General features: G+C 64.3%; 17 protein-coding genes and 2 rRNA genes. 1 reads left to right on the top strand and 18 read right to left on the bottom strand.

Annotated features, from left to right (window positions below; genetic code table 11):
• Positions 1 to 10: 10 nt before the first annotated feature.
• From OQ968_RS07540 to murA, 3 genes are all read right to left on the bottom strand, one after another.
• A 23S ribosomal RNA gene (locus OQ968_RS07540) occupies positions 11 to 3,116 on the bottom strand.
• Positions 3,117 to 3,402: 286 nt separating this feature from the next.
• Positions 3,403 to 4,933: ribosomal RNA gene (locus OQ968_RS07545) — 16S ribosomal RNA — on the bottom strand.
• Together the 16S and 23S rRNA genes form the textbook arrangement of a ribosomal RNA operon.
• 291 nt (positions 4,934 to 5,224) lie before the next feature.
• Entirely contained in the window at positions 5,225 to 6,478 is a 1,254-nt protein-coding gene (murA, locus tag OQ968_RS07550) for a UDP-N-acetylglucosamine 1-carboxyvinyltransferase (RefSeq protein WP_324676261.1), read from the bottom strand.
• Between the two features lie 72 nt (positions 6,479 to 6,550).
• Here murA and OQ968_RS07555 point away from each other — a divergent pair, with 72 nt between their 5' ends.
• Positions 6,551 to 7,150: a cob(I)yrinic acid a,c-diamide adenosyltransferase gene (locus OQ968_RS07555; RefSeq protein ID WP_324676263.1), complete on the top strand. Its 600-nt coding sequence runs from the start codon at positions 6,551 to 6,553 to the stop codon at positions 7,148 to 7,150.
• A gap of 35 nt (positions 7,151 to 7,185) precedes the next feature.
• Here the strand turns inward: OQ968_RS07555 and OQ968_RS07560 are convergent, their stop codons facing one another.
• The 15 genes from OQ968_RS07560 to rpmE all read right to left on the bottom strand — a co-directional run bounded on the left by OQ968_RS07560 (position 7,186) and on the right by rpmE (position 19,882).
• A complete protein-coding gene (locus tag OQ968_RS07560; protein WP_324676265.1) occupies positions 7,186 to 7,629 on the bottom strand; it encodes a DUF2550 domain-containing protein in 444 nt (147 codons plus the stop codon).
• A gap of 6 nt (positions 7,630 to 7,635) precedes the next feature.
• A complete protein-coding gene (locus OQ968_RS07565) occupies positions 7,636 to 8,001 on the bottom strand; it encodes a F0F1 ATP synthase subunit epsilon (RefSeq protein WP_324676267.1) in 366 nt (121 codons plus the stop codon).
• A 27-nt stretch (positions 8,002 to 8,028) separates the two neighbouring features.
• Positions 8,029 to 9,480: a F0F1 ATP synthase subunit beta gene (gene atpD / locus OQ968_RS07570; RefSeq protein WP_324676269.1), complete on the bottom strand. Its 1,452-nt coding sequence runs from the start codon at positions 9,478 to 9,480 to the stop codon at positions 8,029 to 8,031.
• A gap of 22 nt (positions 9,481 to 9,502) precedes the next feature.
• A complete protein-coding gene (locus OQ968_RS07575; protein ID WP_324676270.1) occupies positions 9,503 to 10,423 on the bottom strand; it encodes a F0F1 ATP synthase subunit gamma in 921 nt (306 codons plus the stop codon).
• 6 nt (positions 10,424 to 10,429) lie between these two features.
• Positions 10,430 to 12,094, bottom strand: a complete 1,665-nt coding sequence (gene atpA, locus OQ968_RS07580; protein ID WP_324676273.1) for a F0F1 ATP synthase subunit alpha — start codon at positions 12,092 to 12,094, stop codon at positions 10,430 to 10,432.
• A 58-nt stretch (positions 12,095 to 12,152) separates the two neighbouring features.
• On the bottom strand, positions 12,153 to 13,493 hold the full coding sequence (locus OQ968_RS07585; RefSeq protein WP_324676275.1) for a F0F1 ATP synthase subunit B/delta: 1,341 nt from the start codon (positions 13,491 to 13,493) through the stop codon (positions 12,153 to 12,155).
• 6 nt (positions 13,494 to 13,499) lie between these two features.
• Complete coding sequence (locus OQ968_RS07590; RefSeq protein WP_324676277.1) at positions 13,500 to 14,015, bottom strand: F0F1 ATP synthase subunit B; 516 nt, start codon at positions 14,013 to 14,015, stop codon at positions 13,500 to 13,502.
• Between the two features lie 20 nt (positions 14,016 to 14,035).
• Complete coding sequence (locus OQ968_RS07595) at positions 14,036 to 14,281, bottom strand: F0F1 ATP synthase subunit C (RefSeq protein ID WP_066928722.1); 246 nt, start codon at positions 14,279 to 14,281, stop codon at positions 14,036 to 14,038.
• Positions 14,282 to 14,327: 46 nt separating this feature from the next.
• Positions 14,328 to 15,083 (bottom strand): F0F1 ATP synthase subunit A, encoded by a 756-nt coding sequence (atpB, locus tag OQ968_RS07600; protein ID WP_324676282.1) that lies wholly within the window; start codon positions 15,081 to 15,083, stop codon positions 14,328 to 14,330.
• Positions 15,076 to 15,531 carry an ATP synthase subunit I gene (locus tag OQ968_RS07605; protein ID WP_324676284.1) on the bottom strand — a complete coding sequence of 152 codons (456 nt, stop codon included), beginning with the start codon at positions 15,529 to 15,531 and terminating at the stop codon, positions 15,076 to 15,078. The genes atpB and OQ968_RS07605 overlap by 8 nt, the downstream gene beginning before the upstream one ends.
• 231 nt (positions 15,532 to 15,762) lie before the next feature.
• A complete protein-coding gene (locus OQ968_RS07610) occupies positions 15,763 to 16,977 on the bottom strand; it encodes an MraY family glycosyltransferase (RefSeq protein ID WP_324676286.1) in 1,215 nt (404 codons plus the stop codon).
• 16 nt (positions 16,978 to 16,993) lie between these two features.
• Positions 16,994 to 17,647 (bottom strand): L-threonylcarbamoyladenylate synthase, encoded by a 654-nt coding sequence (locus OQ968_RS07615; protein WP_324676288.1) that lies wholly within the window; start codon positions 17,645 to 17,647, stop codon positions 16,994 to 16,996.
• On the bottom strand, positions 17,640 to 18,488 hold the full coding sequence (gene prmC, locus OQ968_RS07620) for a peptide chain release factor N(5)-glutamine methyltransferase (RefSeq protein ID WP_324676290.1): 849 nt from the start codon (positions 18,486 to 18,488) through the stop codon (positions 17,640 to 17,642). Before prmC ends, OQ968_RS07615 begins: the two co-directional genes overlap by 8 nt.
• Positions 18,485 to 19,558: a peptide chain release factor 1 gene (gene prfA, locus OQ968_RS07625; protein WP_324676292.1), complete on the bottom strand. Its 1,074-nt coding sequence runs from the start codon at positions 19,556 to 19,558 to the stop codon at positions 18,485 to 18,487. Before prfA ends, prmC begins: the two co-directional genes overlap by 4 nt.
• Positions 19,559 to 19,630: 72 nt before the next feature.
• Positions 19,631 to 19,882, bottom strand: coding sequence for a 50S ribosomal protein L31 (gene rpmE, locus OQ968_RS07630; RefSeq protein WP_324676294.1), 252 nt, complete (start codon positions 19,880 to 19,882; stop codon positions 19,631 to 19,633).
• Positions 19,883 to 19,996: the final 114 nt, after the last annotated feature.

Raw genomic sequence — 19,996 nt, forward strand, 5'->3', positions numbered from 1 at the left:
TGCGATTTGTGTTGGTAAGTTTTCGGCCGGTTAGTGCCAGTTCCCTGCACCCATTGCTGGGCTTCCAGGTCTGGCCTATCGATCCCGTGTTCTGCGGGGGGCCTTATCCCTCTAAAAGGGTGAGAAACCTGATCTTGGAGAAGGTTTCCCGCTTAGATGCTTTCAGCGGTTATCCTGTCCGAACGTGGCTATCCAGCGGTGCCCCTGGTGGGACAACTGGTGTACCAGAGGTTCGTCCGTCCCGGTCCTCTCGTACTAGGGACAGGTTTCCTCAAGTTTCTGACGCGCGCGGCGGATAGAGACCGAACTGTCTCACGACGTTCTAAACCCAGCTCGCGTGCCGCTTTAATGGGCGAACAGCCCAACCCTTGGGACCTGCTCCAGCCCCAGGATGCGACGAGCCGACATCGAGGTGCCAAACCATCCCGTCGATATGGACTCTTGGGGAAGATCAGCCTGTTATCCCCGGGGTACCTTTTATCCGTTGAGCGACACCCCTTCCACTCGGGGGTGCCGGATCACTAATCCCGACTTTCGTCCCTGCTTGACGTGTCAGTCTCGCAGTCAAGCTCCCTTGTGCATTTACACTCAACACCTGATTGCCGTCCAGGTTGAGGGAACCTTTGGGCGCCTCCGTTACATTTTAGGAGGCAACCGCCCCAGTTAAACTACCCGCCAGGCACTGTCCGTGAACCGGATATACGGTTCGACGTTAGGTGTCCAATACGATCAGAGTGGTATTTCAACAACGACTCCGCCCCAACTGGCGTTGAGGTTTCACAGTCTCCCACCTATCCTACACAAACCGTACCGAACACCAATACCAAGTTGTAGTGAAGGTCCCGGGGTCTTTTCGTCCTGCCGCGCGTAACGAGCATCTTTACTCGTAGTGCAATTTCGCCGAGTCTATGGTTGAGACAGTCGAGAAGTCGTTACGCCATTCGTGCAGGTCGGAACTTACCCGACAAGGAATTTCGCTACCTTAGGATGGTTATAGTTACCACCGCCGTTTACTGGGGCTTAAATTCTCCGCTTCACCCTTGCGGGTTAACGGGTCCTCTTAACCTTCCAGCACCGGGCAGGCGTCAGTCCGTATACATCGTCTTGCGACTTCGCACGGACCTGTGTTTTTAGTAAACAGTCGCTTCTCGCTGGTTTCTGCGACCGGTTCCCGCTCCCAGCGCAAGGCTGTTCACGGTATGCCGGTCCCCCTTCTCCCGAAGTTACGGGGGCATTTTGCCGAGTTCCTTAACCATAGTTATCTCGTACGCCTCGGTATGCTCTACCTGACCACCTGTGTTGGTTTGGGGTACGGGCCGTGTGTGCGCTCGCTAGAGGCTTTTCTTGGCAGCAGAGGATCACCGAATTCACCTCAACCGGCTATGCATCACCTCTCAGGATTAGTGAGCGACGGATTTACCTATCGCTCTCCCTACGGGCTTGCCCCAGTGTTACCACTGACTGGTACGGCTACCTTCCTGCGTCACCCCATCGCTTGACTACTACCAGCGAAGGTCCCACGCAGCCCCGAACCTCCACGCCCCCGAAGGGGAATGGTCGATCCGGTTTTGGGTGGTTAGTACCGCTGATTCGTCAGGGACGCTCACACACGGGTACGGGAATATCAACCCGTTGTCCATCGACTACGCCTGTCGGCCTCGCCTTAGGTCCCGACTCACCCTGGGCGGACTGGCCTGGCCCAGGAACCCTTGGTCTTACGGCGGGCAAGGTTCTCACTTGCCTTATCGCTACTCATGCCTGCATTCTCACTCCCCCACCCTCCACCACCGGTCACCCGGTGGCTTCGCGGAATGGGGGACGCTCCCCTACCCAACCTTGCGGTTGCCGCGGCTTCGGCGGTGTGCTTGAGCCCCGCTACATTATCGGCGCACAATCACTTGACCAGTGAGCTATTACGCACTCTTTCAAGGGTGGCTGCTTCTAAGCCAACCTCCTGGTTGTCTTTGCGACTGCACATCCTTTTCCACTTAGCACACGCTTAGGGGCCTTAGCCGGCGATCTGGGCTGTTTCCCTTTCGACGTACGGAGCTTATCCCCCGCCGTCTCACTGCCACGCTATACACCACGGCATTCGGAGTTTGGCTGACGTCAGTAACCTAGTAGGGCCCATTGGCCATCCAGTAGCTCTACCTCCGTGGTGAAACACGTAACGCTGCACCTAAATGCATTTCGGGGAGAACCAGCTATCACGGAGTTTGATTGGCCTTTCACCCCTACCCACAACTCATCCCCTCAGTCTTCAACCTAAGTGGGTTCGGGCCTCCACGCGGTCTTACCCGCGCTTCACCCTGGCCATGGGTAGATCACTCCGCTTCGGGTCCAGAACACGCCACTACACCCCTTACGGGGATACGCCCTATTCAGACTCGCTTTCGCTGCGGCTACCCCACACGGGTTAACCTCGCGACATGTCCCTGACTCGCAGGCTCATTCTTCAAAAGGCACGCCATCACCCCACAAGGAGGCTCTGACGGATTGTAGGCACACGGTTTCAGGTACTCTTTCACTCCCCTCCCGGGGTACTTTTCACCATTCCCTCACGGTACTAAATCCGCTATCGGTCATCGAGAAGTATTTAGGCTTACCGGGTGGTCCCGGCAGATTCACAGCAGATTCCACGGGCCCGCTGCTACTCGGGAGTCGATACAAGGCAGGCGCCGGGTTTTCGCGTACCGGGCTCTCACCGTCTACGGCGGACCATCCCAGGCCACTTCCGCTAACCACGACACTTTCTGACTGCCCCTCAGCCGGGTAGAGCTGAGACGTATCAATCCCACAACCCCGCACACACAACCCCTACCCGGTTACCCATGCGTGCGGTTTAGCCATGTTCCGCGTTCGCTCGCCACTACTAGCGGAATCACAATTGTTTTCTTCTCCTACGGGTACTGAGATGTTTCACTTCCCCGCGTTCCCTCCCGCACCCTATATATTCAGATACGGGTAACACGACATGACTCGTGTTGGGTTTCCCCATTCGGAAATCCTCGGATCAACGCTCGGTTGACAGCTCCCCGAGGCATATCGCAGCCTCCCACGTCCTTCATCGGCTCTCGATGCCAAGGCATTCACCATGCGCCCTTAGACACTTACTAACACAAAAACCAAAGATAAAAATTACACATTTAATGGATCCGCCACCCGACTTTCGAAGAGCAGCGCATCCATTTAGATGCTCGCAACCACTATCCAATACTCAAACACCACACCCCACCACCAAGATGGGGAGACTCCACACGGTCTGGCCGAGTGTTGTCTCAGGGCCCAATAGTGTGTCTGGCAGTCGTTTGCTGTTGCGCACCCGGCCCTCGCCCACTACAGGCGAGAACCCCTCACGGCTCACACCCCACCAATTGGGGTGTTTTTCGTGGTGCTCCTTAGAAAGGAGGTGATCCAGCCGCACCTTCCGGTACGGCTACCTTGTTACGACTTCGTCCCAATCGCCGATCCCACCTTCGACAGCTCCCTCCCGAGGGTTAGGCCACTGGCTTCGGGTGTTACCGACTTTCATGACGTGACGGGCGGTGTGTACAAGGCCCGGGAACGTATTCACCGCAGCGTTGCTGATCTGCGATTACTAGCGACTCCGACTTCATGGGGTCGAGTTGCAGACCCCAATCCGAACTGAGACCGGCTTTAAAAGGATTCGCTTAACCTTACGGCATCGCAGCCCTTTGTACCGGCCATTGTAGCATGTGTGAAGCCCTGGACATAAGGGGCATGATGACTTGACGTCATCCCCACCTTCCTCCGAGTTGACCCCGGCAGTCTCTCACGAGTCCCCGGCATTACCCGCTGGCAACATGAGACAAGGGTTGCGCTCGTTGCGGGACTTAACCCAACATCTCACGACACGAGCTGACGACAGCCATGCACCACCTGCACACAGGCCACAAGGGAACGCCTATCTCTAGACGCGTCCTGTGCATGTCAAACCCAGGTAAGGTTCTTCGCGTTGCATCGAATTAATCCACATGCTCCGCCGCTTGTGCGGGCCCCCGTCAATTCCTTTGAGTTTTAGCCTTGCGGCCGTACTCCCCAGGCGGGGTACTTAATGCGTTAGCTACGGCACGGATCCCAAGGAAGGAAACCCACACCTAGTACCCACCGTTTACGGCGTGGACTACCAGGGTATCTAATCCTGTTCGCTCCCCACGCTTTCGCTCCTCAGCGTCAGTTACTGCCCAGAGACCCGCCTTCGCCACCGGTGTTCCTCCTGATATCTGCGCATTCCACCGCTACACCAGGAATTCCAGTCTCCCCTGCAGTACTCCAGTCTGCCCGTATCGCCCGCACGCTCACAGTTAAGCCGTGAGATTTCACGAACAACGCGACAAACCACCTACGAGCTCTTTACGCCCAGTAATTCCGGACAACGCTCGCACCCTACGTATTACCGCGGCTGCTGGCACGTAGTTGGCCGGTGCTTCTTCTCCACCTACCGTCAATCCGAGAAAACCCGGACCTTCGTCGATGGTGAAAGAGGTTTACAACCCGAAGGCCGTCATCCCCCACGCGGCGTCGCTGCATCAGGCTTGCGCCCATTGTGCAATATTCCCCACTGCTGCCTCCCGTAGGAGTCTGGGCCGTATCTCAGTCCCAGTGTGGCCGGACACCCTCTCAGGCCGGCTACCCGTCGTCGCCTTGGTAGGCCGTCACCCCACCAACAAGCTGATAGGCCGCGGGCCCATCCCACACCGCAAAAGCTTTCCACCACAAGGCATGCGCCTCGTGGTCATATCCGGTATTAGACCCAGTTTCCCAGGCTTATCCCGAAGTGCAGGGCAGATTACCCACGTGTTACTCACCCGTTCGCCACTCGAGTACCCCCGAAGGGGCCTTTCCGTTCGACTTGCATGTGTTAAGCACGCCGCCAGCGTTCGTCCTGAGCCAGGATCAAACTCTCCAAACAAAAACCCCTCGACTAACGAGGTGAATTTACAATCAGAGATACCTGACAAGACACCAATATCTGGCGTCAAAAAACGACCATACCCACACACGGGGGGTGCAAAGTATGGTCAAAAAAACAACAACAAATTTGAAAACCACCAAACACACTATTGAGTTCTCAAACAACACTCACGCTTGTTTTCGCCCGCTTCGGGGCAACCCTGCCAGCTTAATATAAGTCCGGCAGGGGGTCAAGCCCCGGTTTCGGTCAGCTTGAAGCGCGACCGCGCCCGTTGGGCATTACCTCGCGCTACTCTACCCGCTCGATCTCGGCTCCCAAAACGGCCAGGTTCTCCACGAACAGCGGGTAGCCACGGTCGATGTGGAAGACGTCGTGGACCTCGGTGTCGCCGTCGGCGACCAGCCCCGCGAGCACCAGGCCGGCGCCGGCCCGGATGTCCGAGCACCACACCGGCGCACTGGAAAGTTGTGGCAGGCCGCGCACCACGGCGTGGTGGCCGTCGGTGCGGGCGTCGGCGCCGAGCCGGATCATCTCCTCGACGAACCGGAAGCGGGCCTCGAACACGTTTTCCGTGATCATCGACGTGCCGTCGGCGATCGACGCCAGGGCGATCGCCATCGGCTGCAGGTCGGTCGGGAAACCGGGGAAGGGCAACGTCGCGACGTTGACCGCCTTGGGACGCTCGTACTGGGTCACACGGAAGCTGGTGTCCGTCTGGGTGACCGTGGCGCCCGCGTCGTGCAACTTGTGCAGCACGACCTGAAGATGCGCGGGGTCGACTCCCGTCACGGAGATGTCGCCCCGCGTCATCGCGGCGGCGATGCCCCACGTCGCGGCGACGATGCGGTCCCCGATCACGCGGTGCTCGGTGGGGTGCAGCCGGGGAACGCCGGTGATGGTCATCGTCGGCGAACCCGCGCCTTCGACCTGCGCGCCCATCTGGTTCAGCATCGTGCACAGATCGACCACATCGGGTTCGCGCGCCGCATTGTGAATGGTGGTGACGCCCTCGGCCACGACGGCGGCCATCAGGATGTTCTCGGTGGCCCCCACGGAGGGAAACTCCAGCTGGATCTCCGCGCCGCGCAGCCTGTCCGCCTGGGCGACCACGCAGCCGTGCTCGATATTGCAGTCCGCGCCCAGTTGCCGCAGGCCCGCCTGATGCATGTCCAGCGGGCGCGATCCGATCGCGTCGCCGCCGGGCAGCGCCACCCTGGCTCGCTTGCAGCGCCCGACCAGCGGCCCGAGCACGCAGACCGAGGCCCGGAACTGGCGCACCGCCGCGAAGTCGGCGTCGTACTTGGGCTCGTCCGGTGAGGTGATCCGCGCGACGTCGCCGTCGAGTTCGACGGTGGCGCCCAAGCCGCGCAACACCTCCGCCATCAGCGGCACGTCGAGGATGTCGGGGCAATTGGTGATGGTGCTGGTGCCTTCGGCCAGGAGCGTCGCTGCCATCAGCTTGAGCACGCTGTTCTTGGCGCCGGTAACAGCGACTTCGCCTGACAACCGGTTGCCACCGGTCACCACGAATCGCTCGGACACCCGCGTCAGTGTAGTGAAGCGGGTGGCGGCTTGTCAGTCGGCCGAGGAGGTCAGACGAGTACGGTTTGGCTCATGGCGATACACCTGACCCGCATCTATACGCGAACCGGTGACGACGGCACCACGGGGCTGAGCGACTTCTCGCGGGTCTCGAAAAACGATCCGCGGCTGGTGGCATACGCGGACTGCGACGAGGCCAACTCCGCGATCGGCGTGGCGATCGCCCTGGGTCAGCCGGACGAGGAAATCGCCGGCGTCTTGCGGCAGATCCAGAACGACCTGTTCGACGCCGGCGCCGATCTGTCCACCCCGGTGGTGGAGAACCCCGAATATCCTCCGCTACGGGTGCCCCAGGCCTACGTCGACCGGCTGGAACGGTGGTGCGACAAATACAACGAGCCGCTGCCGGCGCTGAATTCCTTTGTGCTACCGGGTGGTTCGCCGTTGTCGGCGTTGTTGCACGTCGCCCGCACGGTGGTGCGTCGGGCCGAGCGGTCGGCCTGGGCGGCCGTCGATTCCCATCCGGAAGGCGTGAGCGTGCTGCCGGCCAAATATCTCAACCGGCTCTCGGATCTGATTTTCATCCTGTCGCGGGTGGCCAACCCCGACGGGGATGTGCTGTGGAAACCCGGCGGCGGCGAGAGCACGGCGAGCAGACGTAAAAGCCCCTGAAAAGCACCGCTTTTGGGGGCTTTTGCGTCTGCTCGTCACACGCTGCGGCGGCGTGCGCGCGGTGAGGGACGGGACTCCAGCCACGACAGGAATGCGGTCAGCGCGCCCTGGTCCAGCGCCAGCTCGTAGCCGGACCTGCGGTCCTGCGTCGTGTCGCGCAGTTCGAGGACCACGATCTCGTCGGTCATTATGTCGAACTCGTCGCCGCGCGGCGCCCGTCGGGTCACGATCTCCACACCCCGTCGGCTGAGCCGGCGATCGGGCCACAACCGCAGGCTGGACAACCGGTAGAACGCGGCCTCGCCGCCGCGGTAGCGGATCACGCCGTGCCGCCAGCCATGACCTCCGACCGCGGGGATGTCCCGCATGATCCCCGCCGTTCCGCCCTGGCGCAGCTTCCACAACCGATAACTCAGGGCGAGGACCGCGGCCCCGAGCACGACCACGAGCACGACCATGCCGACCATGGGCGCGCTCATCGGCGGTTAGTCGATCGCGCCGACGGCACGCAGTCTGGCGCGGCCCCTCGCGGCGATACGGGGATCGTCGGATTCGGAATCCTCTTTGGCGGCGGCCTCGTCGATCTCCGAGGCGAACTCCGCGGATTCGGCCAGGATACTGACGCTCTCCTCGGTCACCGACAAGAAGCCGCCATCCACCGCGATCCGCAGATCTTCTTCGTCCTCGCGTTCGACGCGCACCATGGCGTCGTCGACCAACTGGGCCACCAACGGGATGTGGCGGGGCAGGATGCCGATCTCGCCGACGGTGGTGCGGGTGAACAGAAACGTCGCCGCACCGGACCAGATCTTGCGGTCGACCGCGACGATCTCGACATTCAATTCCGCCATGTCACACCACCTTTCGACTCCACGCGGTTACAGCTTGGCGCCCAGGCTCTCGGCCTTCTTCGCCAGGTCGTCGAGGCCGCCGATCAAGAAGAAGGCCTGCTCGGGCACGTGGTCGAACTCGCCCTTGGTCAGCCGGTCGAACGCCTCGATGGTCTCCTTAACCGGAACGGTCGAACCCGGCTGGCCGGTGAACTGTTCGGCCGCCATCATGTTCTGCGACAGGAACCGCTCGATGCGCCGTGCCCGGTTCACCAACTGCTTGTCCTCCTCGGACAGCTCGTCGATACCGAGGATGGCGATGATGTCCTGAAGGTCCTTGTAGCGCTGCAGGATTCGGATGACCTCCTGCGCCACGCGGTAGTGCTCCTCACCCACCACACCGGGGTCCAGGATGGTCGAGCTCGACGCCAGCGGGTCCACCGCCGGGAAGATGCCCTTCGAGAACACCGAACGGGACAGCTCGGTGGTGGCGTCCAGGTGCGCGAACGTCGTCGCGGGCGCCGGGTCGGTGTAGTCGTCGGCGGGCACGTAGACCGCTTGCATCGACGTGATGGACCGTCCCCGCGTCGACGTGATGCGCTCCTGCAGCTCGCCCATCTCGTCGGCCAGCGTGGGCTGGTATCCCACCGCCGACGGCATGCGGCCCAGCAGGGTCGACACCTCGGACCCGGCCTGGGTGAACCGGAAGATGTTGTCGATGAACAACAGAACGTCCTGGCCCGCCTCGTCGCGGAACCATTCCGCCATCGTCAGCGCGGACAGCGCCACGCGCATACGCGTGCCGGGCGGCTCGTCCATCTGACCGAACACCAACGCGGTGTCCTTGAGCACGTTGGCTTCCTGGAGTTCCACCCACAGGTCGTTGCCCTCGCGGGTGCGCTCACCGACGCCGGCGAACACCGAGGTTCCGCCGAAGTTGCGGGCGATGCGGTTGATCATCTCCTGGATCAGCACCGTCTTGCCCACCCCGGCACCGCCGAACAGGGCGATCTTGCCGCCACGCACGTACGGGGTCAGCAGGTCGACGACCTTCAGGCCGGTCTCGAGCATCTCGGTGCGCGGCTCGAGCTCCTCGAAGGCCGGCGGCTTGCGGTGAATCGACCAGTGGTCGAAGTCTGCTCCGTAGCCGGGCTTGTCCAGGCAGTCGCCGAGGGCGTTGAACACGTGGCCCTTGACGTCCTCACCGACCGGCACCGAGATCGAGTCGCCGGTGTCGATGACCTCGACGCCGCGCACCAGGCCGTCGGTGGGCTGCAGCGAGATCGTGCGCACCAGGTTGTCGCCGAGGTGCTGCGCCACCTCCAGCGTGAGCTTCTTGGCCAGCGACTCGAAGGTGATCTCGGCGTGCAGGGCGTTGAACAGCTCGGGCACCGAACCGCGCGGGAATTCGACGTCGACGACCGGCCCGGTGACCCGCACCACGCGGCCGTTGGTGTCGGAGTCCGAAGACTTTCGGGCCTTTTCGGCGGTAGCAGTCATATCTCTTCGCTTCCTCGTGGGGCTACTTGGCGGCGTCGGCGAGCGCGTTTGCGCCACCGACGATTTCGCTGATTTCCTGGGTGATCTGGGCCTGCCGCTCGCGGTTGGCCTCCAGCGTCAGGGCCTTGATGAGGTCGTCGGCATTGTCGGTGGCCGACTTCATCGCCCGTTGCCGGGACGCCAGCTCCGATGCCGCCGATTCGAGCATCGCGGCATACACGCGGGTGGTCAGGTAACGCGGCAGCAGGGCGTCGAAAAGCGTTGTGGCATCCGGCTCGAACGAATACAGGGTGCGCACTTCGGGTTCTTCCTCGACGTATTCCACCACCATCGGGGCGATCCGGCGGGCGACCGCCGACTGCGACAGCATCGACTTGAACTCGGTGTAGATGATGTGCAGCTCGTCGACGCCGGCGGGGGTGTCGGACTGAAGTTCGTCACCGTCGCCGGAGCCCCGCATGAACGTCTCGACCAGTGTCGAGCCGATCTCGGCGGCGTTGTCGTACTTCGGTTGTTCGGAAAAACCCGTCCAGGACTCGGTGATGTCCCAGTTCCGAAACGTGTAGTAGTTCAGCGCCTTACGGCCGACCACGTACAGCACCGGCGTCTTGCCCTCCTCGCGGAGCAGGGAGAACAGCTCCTCGGCGCGGCGGAAGACGCTCGCGTTGTACGCACCGCACAAACCACGGTCGGACGACACCACCAGCACTCCCGCGCGCTTCGGTTCGGCGCGCTCGACGAGCAGGGGATGATCGAGGGCGGCCTCCTCGGACAGCGTGGTGAGCATCCGCGTGATCTCGAAGGCGTACGGCCTGGCCGACTCGAGCCGAGCCTGCGCCCTGCCGATGCGTGACGTCGCGATCAACTCCTGGGCCTTGGTGATCTTCTTGATCGACCCGGCCGAGCGGATCCGCCCGCGTAGTTCGCGAAGTGTGGCAGCCATGGGTTGCTACTTCTTCTCTTTCTTTTCTTTCTTCTCCGGCGCCGGCTTCTTGACCTTCACCGACTCCTTTTCCAGCTCCTCCTCCTCCATGGGCTCGACGTGCTCGTCGGGCACCACCGACGTGCCGTCGCTTGCCGCGAACCCCTTCTTGAAGTGCTTGATGATCTCGACGAGCTGGTTCTCGGCCTCTTCGGAAAGCTTTTGGCTCTCCCGTATCCCGGCCAGCATCTTCTCCTCCGAGGCGCGCATGTGGTCCAGCAGCTCGGATTCGAACCGCTTGACGTCCTGCACCGGAACCGAGTCCAGGTGACCGCCGGTGCCCAGGAAGATCGAGACCACCTGCTCCTCGACGGGCATGGGCTGGTACTGCGGCTGCTTGAGCAGCTCGACCAGCCGCTCGCCGCGCGCCAGCTGCGCCTTGGAGGTGGGGTCCAGATCGGAGGCGAAGGCCGCGAACGCCTCCAGCTCGCGGTACTGCGACAGGTCCAGACGCAGCGAGCCGGCCACCTCCTTCATGGCCTTGATCTGTGCCGCGCCACCCACGCGGGACACCGAGACACCGACGTTGATGGCCGGCCGGACGCCCTGGTTGAACAGGTCCGACTCCAGGAAGCACTGGCCGTCGGTGATCGAGATGACGTTGGTGGGGATGTAGGCCGAGATGTCGTTGGCCTTGGTCTCGATGATCGGCAGACCCGTCAGCGAGCCGCCGCCGAGATCGTCGGAGAGCTTCGCGCAGCGCTCCAGCAACCGCGAGTGCAGGTAGAACACATCGCCCGGGTAGGCCTCGCGGCCCGGCGGGCGGCGCAGCAGCAGCGAGATCGCGCGGTACGCTTCGGCCTGCTTGCTCAGGTCGTCGAAGACGATCAGCACATGCTTTCCGTCGTACATCCAGTGCTGGGCGATCGCCGAACCGGTATACGGCGCAAGCCATTTGAAGCCGGCCGAGTCCGACGCGGGCGCCGCGACGATGGTGGTGTAGTCCATGGCGCCGCCCTCTTCCAGCGCGCGCCGGACGGAGGCGATGGTGGTGCCCTTCTGCCCGATGGCCACGTAGACACAGCGGACCTGCTTCTGCTCGTCGCCGCTCTCCCAGTTCTGCCGCTGGTTGAGGATGGTGTCGACGCACACCGCCGTCTTGCCGGTCTTGCGGTCGCCGATGATCAGCTGGCGCTGGCCGCGGCCGATCGGGGTCATCGCGTCGATGGCCTTGATCCCGGTCTGCAGCGGCTCCTTGACACCCTGCCGCTGCACCACCGAGGGCGCCTGCAGCTCGAGCACGCGCCGCTCGTCGGTCTCGATGTCCCCGCGGCCGTCGATCGGCTGGCCGAGCGGGTTGACCACCCGCCCCAGGAACGCGTCGCCGACGGGCACCGACAGGACGTCGCCGGTGCGCTTGACCTGCTGACCCTCTTCGATGGTCTCGAAGTCACCCAGGATCACCGCGCCGACGCTGTGTTCGTCGAGGTTGAGGGCGACGCCGAGGACCCCGCCCGGGAACTCGAGCAGCTCCTGGGTCATGACGGACGGCAAGCCCTCGACGTGCGCGATGCCGTCCCCGGCGTCGACGACCGTGCCGACCTCTTCGCGGGAGGTGCCGGCGGTGAAGGAGCTTACGTATTCCTCGATGGCGCTCTGGATGTCATCGGCGGAGATTGTCAAGTCGGCCATGGCTTTTCGTCTTCCTAGGTGGTTTCTTTCACGTTCTGGTGGTCACTACGCTTGGTGTTCAGTCGGGCAACTGGGCCTGGGCGGTGGCGAGGCGGGACAACAACGTGCCGTCAATCACCTCGTCGCCAATCGAGATGGCGAGTCCGCCCAGCAGCTCGGGGTCGACATCCAGCTGCACCGTTACGTGTTGGCTGTAGATTCGGCTCAGCACGTCGGTGAGACGGGCACGCTGGTCACGGCTGAGCTCGGCAGCGGCTTTGACCTGCGCGACAACCTCGCCGCGCCGCGCCACCGCGACCTGCGCCAGCTCCAGCACTGCCTCTTCGGCTCGTTCGTCGCGCAACAACTCGACGGTCTGCAGCAGCAGCGCGACGGTGATCGGGTTGGCGTTGGTGCCCGCGTGCTCGAGGATCTTCCGTTCGAGTCGCACCCGATCTTCGGCGGGCGTGGCATAGTCGCCCAACAGGATGGCAAGCCTGGGCTGCGCGTCGAGGACACGGCTGAAACGGAACAGTTGATCTTCCACCTCGGCGATGTCGCCGGCGCGTTCGGCTTTGAGCAACAACGCCTGGCGTGCCACGTGTTCGATCGCGGCGGCCAGGTCGTCGTTGGCGGACCAGCGAGCCGACACCGCACTGCGCAGAATGTTCAGGGCGGGCTCGCCGACCTTGTCCGAGACCAACCGCTCGATCAGCGTGATCCTGGCGGTGGCGTCCTCGGCTGGCACCGTGAGGTATCGGGTGACGACGATTTCGCGGTTGAGCAGGTTGACCACGGACGCGAGATCGTCGGCGAGCGTCGACAGCGCGTCGTCGTCGAGGTCCGCGGCAATTTCCTCGAATCGATCCACCAGGGCGAGCAGCGTCTGCCGGCTGGCCGAGCGCATTTTGGCCAGCACGGGGTACTCGACCTCGGACGCCGAGGGCGCCATCTCATCGAGCTCGTCGAGGAAGCGATCGACGGTCGAAGACCGCTGCTCCGGGTCGGCGACATAGTTGCGGACCAATTCGCCTGCCTGGCGCACGGATTCGTGGCCGAGCTCCAGGCGGAGCTGACGGGTCAGCTGAGTACGCATCAGTTCGGCCTGCCGGGCACCCTGCGCTTTGATGCGTTCCGCTTCCAGTCCGGCCTGGGCCTGGAATTGTTCGGCAATGCGTTCCGCGTCCGCCTTCGCTTCTTCGACGACCCGCTCCGCCTCTTTCTTGGCGGCCTCGACGGCCCTGCTGTGGGCGGTGGTCGACTCGGTCAGCCGGTCGGCGGCCGCGGCGGCATCGGCCAACTGCTGGCGCACCAGCTCCTGCCGGGCGGTCATCAAGTTGCGCACCGGCGGCACGACATACCGCACCACCAGGAACACGATGACCGCGAACCCGATTAACTGTCCGATGAAGGTCGACATTGGCGCTTACCTTGTCGCGGCGGAGGTGGTCACGTCGACGCCGAGGATTCGGCTGGCCAGCGTCGCCGACATCGTTGCGACGTTTGCGCGCAGATCCAGTTCCACGGCGTCCCTCTCCCGCTTCAGTTGCTCGGAGGCCACCTGCAACGTCGACATCACCTCTTGCTCGGCACGGGCGCGCGCGTCCTCGACGACCTTACGGCCCTCGGCCCGGGCGTTGTCGCGAAACGACGACGCCTGCACGCGCGCTTCCTTCATGGCCGCTTCGTAATCGGCCTGGGCGGCTTCGAACTGCTCGGCCGACTTCTTGTTGTCGGCGGCGGTCTTGGCGACCATGGCGTCGCGTTCGCGCAGCACCTTCAGGATCGGCGGCACCACGAAGGTGCCGATGACGGCGAGCACGATCAGGAAGATGGCCAGCACGAAGAAGAAAGTGCCGTTGGGGACAAGGAAGTTGCTGCCCCCCTTGCCCTCTGCCATCACCTGGCCGGCCGCCAAAACCATAGGGTTCACGTCACCCATTGCAACCCGTCACAACCGAACTACGTGACGGGGGTGGCGAAGACGAACAACGCCATGAACGCCAGGTTGATGAAGTAGGCCGCCTCGACCAGACCGACGGTGATGAAGAACGGCGTGAACAGGCGGCCCTGCGCCTCGGGTTGCCGGGCGATGCCCGAAACCAGCGCGTTACCGGCAATACCGTCACCGATACCGGCTCCGATCGCGCCGCCACCCATGATGATTCCACCGCCGATGAGGGCACCGGCAGCGATAGTGGGGTCCATTCTCTTCTCCTTTATCTCGCGTTATCTGTGGCTTGTCTGGTAGCGGTCAGTCGTGGTGTTCCTCGAGTTCCATGGCCTGGCTGAAGTACAGGATCGTCAGGATCGAGAAGATGAAGGCCTGGATCGCCCCGACGAACAGGTCGAACGATTTCCAGATCGCGTTGGGCGCCCACATGATGTACGGCGGGAACAGCGCGATCAGCGCGACCAGGATGCCGCCGGCGAAGATGTTGCCAAAGAGTCGCAGCGACAACGAGATCGGCTTCGCCAACTCTTCGACCACGTTGATCGGCGCCAGGAACGCCACGTGCCCCTTGAGCACCTTGATCGGGTGCCCGACGATGCCGCGGCGCCAGATCCCGGCCACGTGGTAGCAGACGAACACGAAAAGCGCCAGCGCCAGCACGTAATTGATGTCGGCCGCCGCCGACTTGAGCAACTCGGTGGTGTGCCCGGACTTGTCGGTGTACTGCAGCGGCAGCACCGAGAGCCAGTTGGAGATCAGGATGAACACGAAGATGGTGACCGCCAGCGGCAGCACGAACGGCGCGATGCGCATCCCGATGGCGCTCTCGATCTGGTTGCGCATCTGTATGGTGAGCGCCTCCCAGAACAACTGAACCCCGCTGGGAACACCGCTCGAGGTGATCTTGGCGCGCAGGAAGAAGGCCAGCGCGATCACGATCACCGCGGCGATCGCGGTCGACAGGATGGTGTCGGTGTTGACGGTCATCCCGAGCCACGTCGCCGTGGTGTGCTCGCCGACCTCGATTTGGGCACCGGCCAGGATCGTCTCAGTCATCGCTGGTGCTCCCTTCCTCCGTCACTGCCTGTCCCGCCCCGCCCGCGCGCAGCTTCTTCCAGACCGGCAGCGCGGTCGACGCGACCAACAGCACCTGGAAAAGGGCCAGGCCGAAGACCACGCCCAGCCCCGCGGGCCGGAACAAGTAGGCGATGATCAGCCCGACGACGGTGATGATCGCCAGCCGCGACGCCGAGTTGAGCGCCATCGAGCTTTTCAGCGGGTGATCTTTGGCGGTGATCGAGGCAACCGAACGACGGACCAAGAGGGCGTTGAGCAAACCCAACAGCAGCCCAACGCCAAAGAATGCACCGACCATGAGGTGACCGGCCAATCCGGCGCCGAGCAACGCCAGCGCGGTGATGCCGACGCTGATCACGAACAGCCGAACCGGACGGAAAGCAACAGAGGGAAACACCAACGGCGCGTCCTGCGCTGGTGTCGTCACTGCAGCACCTCAATCCCGGGTTGGTGGAACGGGAACGCCCCGATCGAGTGATCGGTGGCCCGCCGAGCGTATCGCAGTCGTCGCGCTGGAATCACCCAAGGGGTAGCTCCCTATGTCGGTCGTGAATCGGCGCGATCGGACAGGGGTCCGACGGGCCGGGTGGCCGGCAACCCGCGAGGTTGTTTTCGGGGTTCTAGCTGCACCGTACCACAAAAGGGGCCGTCACTACTACTATCTGTCGTAGCTCTCGTCTTCGTAGTCGTCGCGGCGGCGCAGGAGCGGGATCGCGGTCGCGACGCCCGCGATGACGATCGCGGCCAGCATCACCTCGGCGGTGACCCGGGGGTTGAAAAAGATCGTGCTCGCCGCCCCGAAGGCGACGATCCCCACCCATAGATAGATGAGCAGCACCACCCGACGGTGCGAATGGCCGATCTGCAGCAACCGATGATGCAGGTGCATCTTGTCGGGGCTGAACGCGCTGCGGCCGGCGCGGGTGCGACGCACGATCGCCAGCAGCAGGTCGAGCATCGGCACGAACATGACCGCCACCACCAGCAAGAACGGCGACAGCAGAGCAAAGACGTCGCGAGCGCCGTAGGCGTTCTGCGAGACGGGGCCGGCGGCGGTCGTGGACGCGGCGGCCAGCATCAACCCGATCAGCATCGAGCCGGAGTCGCCCATGAAGATCTTGGCGCGGTGGAAATTGTGCGGCAGAAAACCCAGACAGGCCCCGGCGAGCACCACCGAGATCACCGCGGGCGGATAGAACAGCACGTCGCCGCCGTGGTCGCGAAGCAGGCCGACCGAGAACATGCAGATCGCCATCGCCGTGATGAGTCCCAGCCCGGCGGCCAGCCCGTCGAGCCCGTCGACGAAGTTCATTGCGTTGACGATCGACACCGTCAGCGCCAGGGTGAGCAGGATCGACGAGGCCTGGTCCAGCACGATGGTGCCGACGCCGCCCAGCGGGATGTAGATGACGCTCCACGCCACACCCATCGTGACCAGCACGCTGGCCGCGGTGATCTGACCGGCGAACTTGGTCAGCGCGTCCAGCCCCCAGCGGTCGTCGATCAGCCCGATGCCCATGATCACCGCGCCGGCCACCAGCACCGCGGGCATTCCCGTGGAGTACACGAACCCGCGGGTGAGCGCCGGCAGCTGCGACGCCAGAAAGACGGCGGACACCACGCCCAGAAACATCGCCAGTCCGCCCATGCGCGGCGTCGGGGTCACGTGCACGTCGCGTTCGCGCGGATAGGCGACCGCTCCCAATCGGGTCGCCAGCACCCGCACCGGCCCGGTGGCGAAGTAGGTGACGATCGCCGCGGTCAGCCCGACGAGCGCAAGCTCCCGCAGCGGGACACCGGTGCCGCGGTCGGACAGAGCGAGCAAACCACCGGCAAGACTGGCTAGATCGCTGGCTGGGCCGCTGGACACCACGAGACCGTACCGCTTACTACGCGATCAAACTTTCCGGGTCCGTCCCGAGCACTTCCGCGATTCGCTCGGCGCTCACCGGTCCCGCCCGCAGGATGCGCGGGGCCGCCCCGGTCAGGTCGACGATCGTGGACGCGGCCTGCTGCTCCGACGGGCCGGCGTCGAGATAGACGTCGACGAGGTCGCCGAGTTGGTTGCGCGCCTCGTCGGCGTTGACCGCGGGTGAACGGCCCGAGACGTTGGCGCTGGAGACCGCCATCGGCCCGACCTCGCGCAGCAGCTCGATCGCGACGGGGTGCAGCGGCATGCGCAGCATCACGGTGCCGCGCGCATCGCCGAGATCCCATTGCAGCGACGGCGCTTGGGTCACCACCAGGCTCAGCGCGCCCGGCCAGAACGCGCGAATCAGCTCGCGCGCCCCGTCGGGCATCGTGTAGACCAGCCCCTCGATGGTGTGCCACGAACCGACGAGCACGCCGACCGGCATGTCGCGGCCGCGTCCCTTCGCCGCGAGCAGCGCGGCCACCGCCGTGCTGTCGAAGGCGTCGGCGCCGATGCCGTACACGGTGTCCGTCGGCATGACGACCAGCCGGCCGCCCTTGAGCGCGCCGACCGCCGAGGAGATTCCCAGCGCGCGCTGGTCGGGGTCGGCGCAGTCGAATATCTCAGCCACCTCTCCCCCTTCTGCGGGCTGTCACGAACCTCGGCCGGCCGGTCAGGTCGTGCCGGGCCCGGACGTCATCGAAAAGCCCTGTGTTCTCGATCAATTCGACAGTACGCGACGACGCGGTGTCGTCGTGCTCGACGGCGAAGAGGCCGCCCGCACGCAGCCAGCGTCCGGCGAGGCGCACCACGGCAATTATCACAGCCATGCCGTCCGGCCCGCCGAACACCGCGTGCGGCGGATCATGTTGGGCCACTTCGGGTTCCAGGACGGCGCTGTCGGGTACGTACGGCGGGTTGGCGACGACCAGGTCGGCCCGTCCGTCCAGCTCGGGAAGCAGGCCCGGGGCGGTGACGTCGGCGCGGACGAGTTCGACCGCGGTGCCTTCGACGTTGCGGCGGGCGTATTCGAGCGCCGCGTCGGAGTCGTCGACGCCGATGATCCGGGCGGCCGGCCGGTGCGAGGCCAGCGCGACGGCCAGGGCGCCGGATCCGGTGCACAGGTCGACGATCAGGGGCCTTGTGTCGAGGCGCTGCGCGGTCGCCCAGGCGAACATGGCCTCGGTCTCCGGGCGCGGTATGAACACGCCGGGGCCGACCTGCAGCACCACCGGTCCGAACGCCGCGGTTCCGATGAGGTGCTGCAACGGCACCCGTCGCGAGCGCGCGGCGACGGCGTCGCGGTAACGGCCGAGGAACTCGTCGTCGATCGACTCGACCAGGCTCAGCCGGCCGCGATCGGTGCCCGTCAGGTGGGCGGCCAGCTCCTCGGCGTCGAAACGCGCGGAATCGATTCCCGCTTCGGCCAGTTGCGCCGCAGCAGAGTCGATTGCGCGCCGCAGGACCGTCATGCCTGTTGCAACCGCGCCTGCTTGTCGGCGGCGCTCAGCGCGTCGAACAACGCGTCCAGGTCACCGTCGAGAACCTGGTCCAGGTTGTAGGCCTTGTAACCGATTCGGTGATCGGTGATCCGGTTCTCCGGGAAGTTGTAGGTTCGAATCCGTTCGCTGCGGTCCACGGTGCGAATCTGGCTGGCCCGATCCGCCGACGCGTCGGCCAGCGCCTGCTCCTCGGCCATCGCCTGCAGGCGCGCGGCCAGCACCTGCAGCGCCCGGGTCTTGTTCTGCAACTGTGAGCGTTCGTTTTGACAGGTGACGACGATCCCGGTGGGCAGGTGCGTGATCCGCACCGCGGAGTCGGTGGTGTTGACACCCTGCCCGCCCTTGCCCGACGAGCGGTACACGTCGATGCGCAGGTCCGACTCGTCGATCTGGACCTCGGCGACCTCCTCGGGCTCCGGATAGACCAGCACGCCCGCCGCCGAAGTGTGCACGCGGCCTTGGGATTCCGTCACCGGGACGCGCTGCACCCGATGCACACCGCCCTCGAACTTCATCCGCGCCCAGACACCGTCGGCCGTGTCGCCCTTGCCGGCGATCGCGAGCGTCGCGTCCTTGTAGCCGCCCAGGTCCGACGTGGTCTCGTCCAGGACCGTCACGCTCCAGCCATGCCGCTCGGCGTAGCGGATGTACATCCGGGCCAGGTCCGCGGCGAACAGGGCCGATTCTTCGCCGCCCTCACCGGATTTGACCTCGAGCACGATGTCGTCGGCGTCATGCGGGTCGCGCGGCGCCAGCATGTCGGTGAGCTGGGTGTCCAGGTCTGCGACGCGGGATTCCAGTTCGGTGACCTCGTCGGCGAACGATGCGTCGTCGGCGGCGAGTTCACGCGCGGTCTCCAGATCCCCGCGCGCGGACTCCAGCTTGTGATAGGTGGCGATGATCGGGGCGAGCCGGGCGAAGCGGCGGCCGGCCTTGCGCGCCTCGGCGGGATTGCTGTGCAATTCGGGGTCGGCCAGCCGCTGCTCGAGCGCGGCGTGTTCGGCGAGCAGCACGTCGATGGCCTGTACCGGCTCCGTCATGTCACCTCCTCCCGCAAACACAAACCGACGCCCGGCCCGTGCGGATGCACAGTTCGGGCGTCGGTGAGCCGGCTATTTGTCGGCCTGCTCCTGCGCGGGCGCCTCCGCGGCCCCGCCCTTGCGCTTGCCGTAGCGCTTTTCGAAGCGGGCCACGCGGCCGCCGCTGTCCAGGATCTTCTGCTTGCCGGTGTAGAAGGGATGGCACTGCGAGCAGACCTCGACGGCGATGTGGCCGCCGGGCTTGGTGCTGCGGGTCTCGAAGGTGTTCCCGCACCCGCAGTGCACGGTGGTCGGCTCGTAGGCCGGGTGGATGTCGGTTTTCATGCTGTCCTCTTCGGGTCGTCGATCGTCGATTATGCCAGGTCAACCGCCACCTGCCCAAAACAGCGGGGAGGGTTCGGGCATTCCCGGCGCGCGGATCGCGTCGAGACGTTGGGC

Source organism: Mycobacterium sp. 663a-19 (assembly GCF_035616495.1).
Taxonomy (GTDB): Bacteria; Actinomycetota; Actinomycetes; order Mycobacteriales; family Mycobacteriaceae; genus Mycobacterium.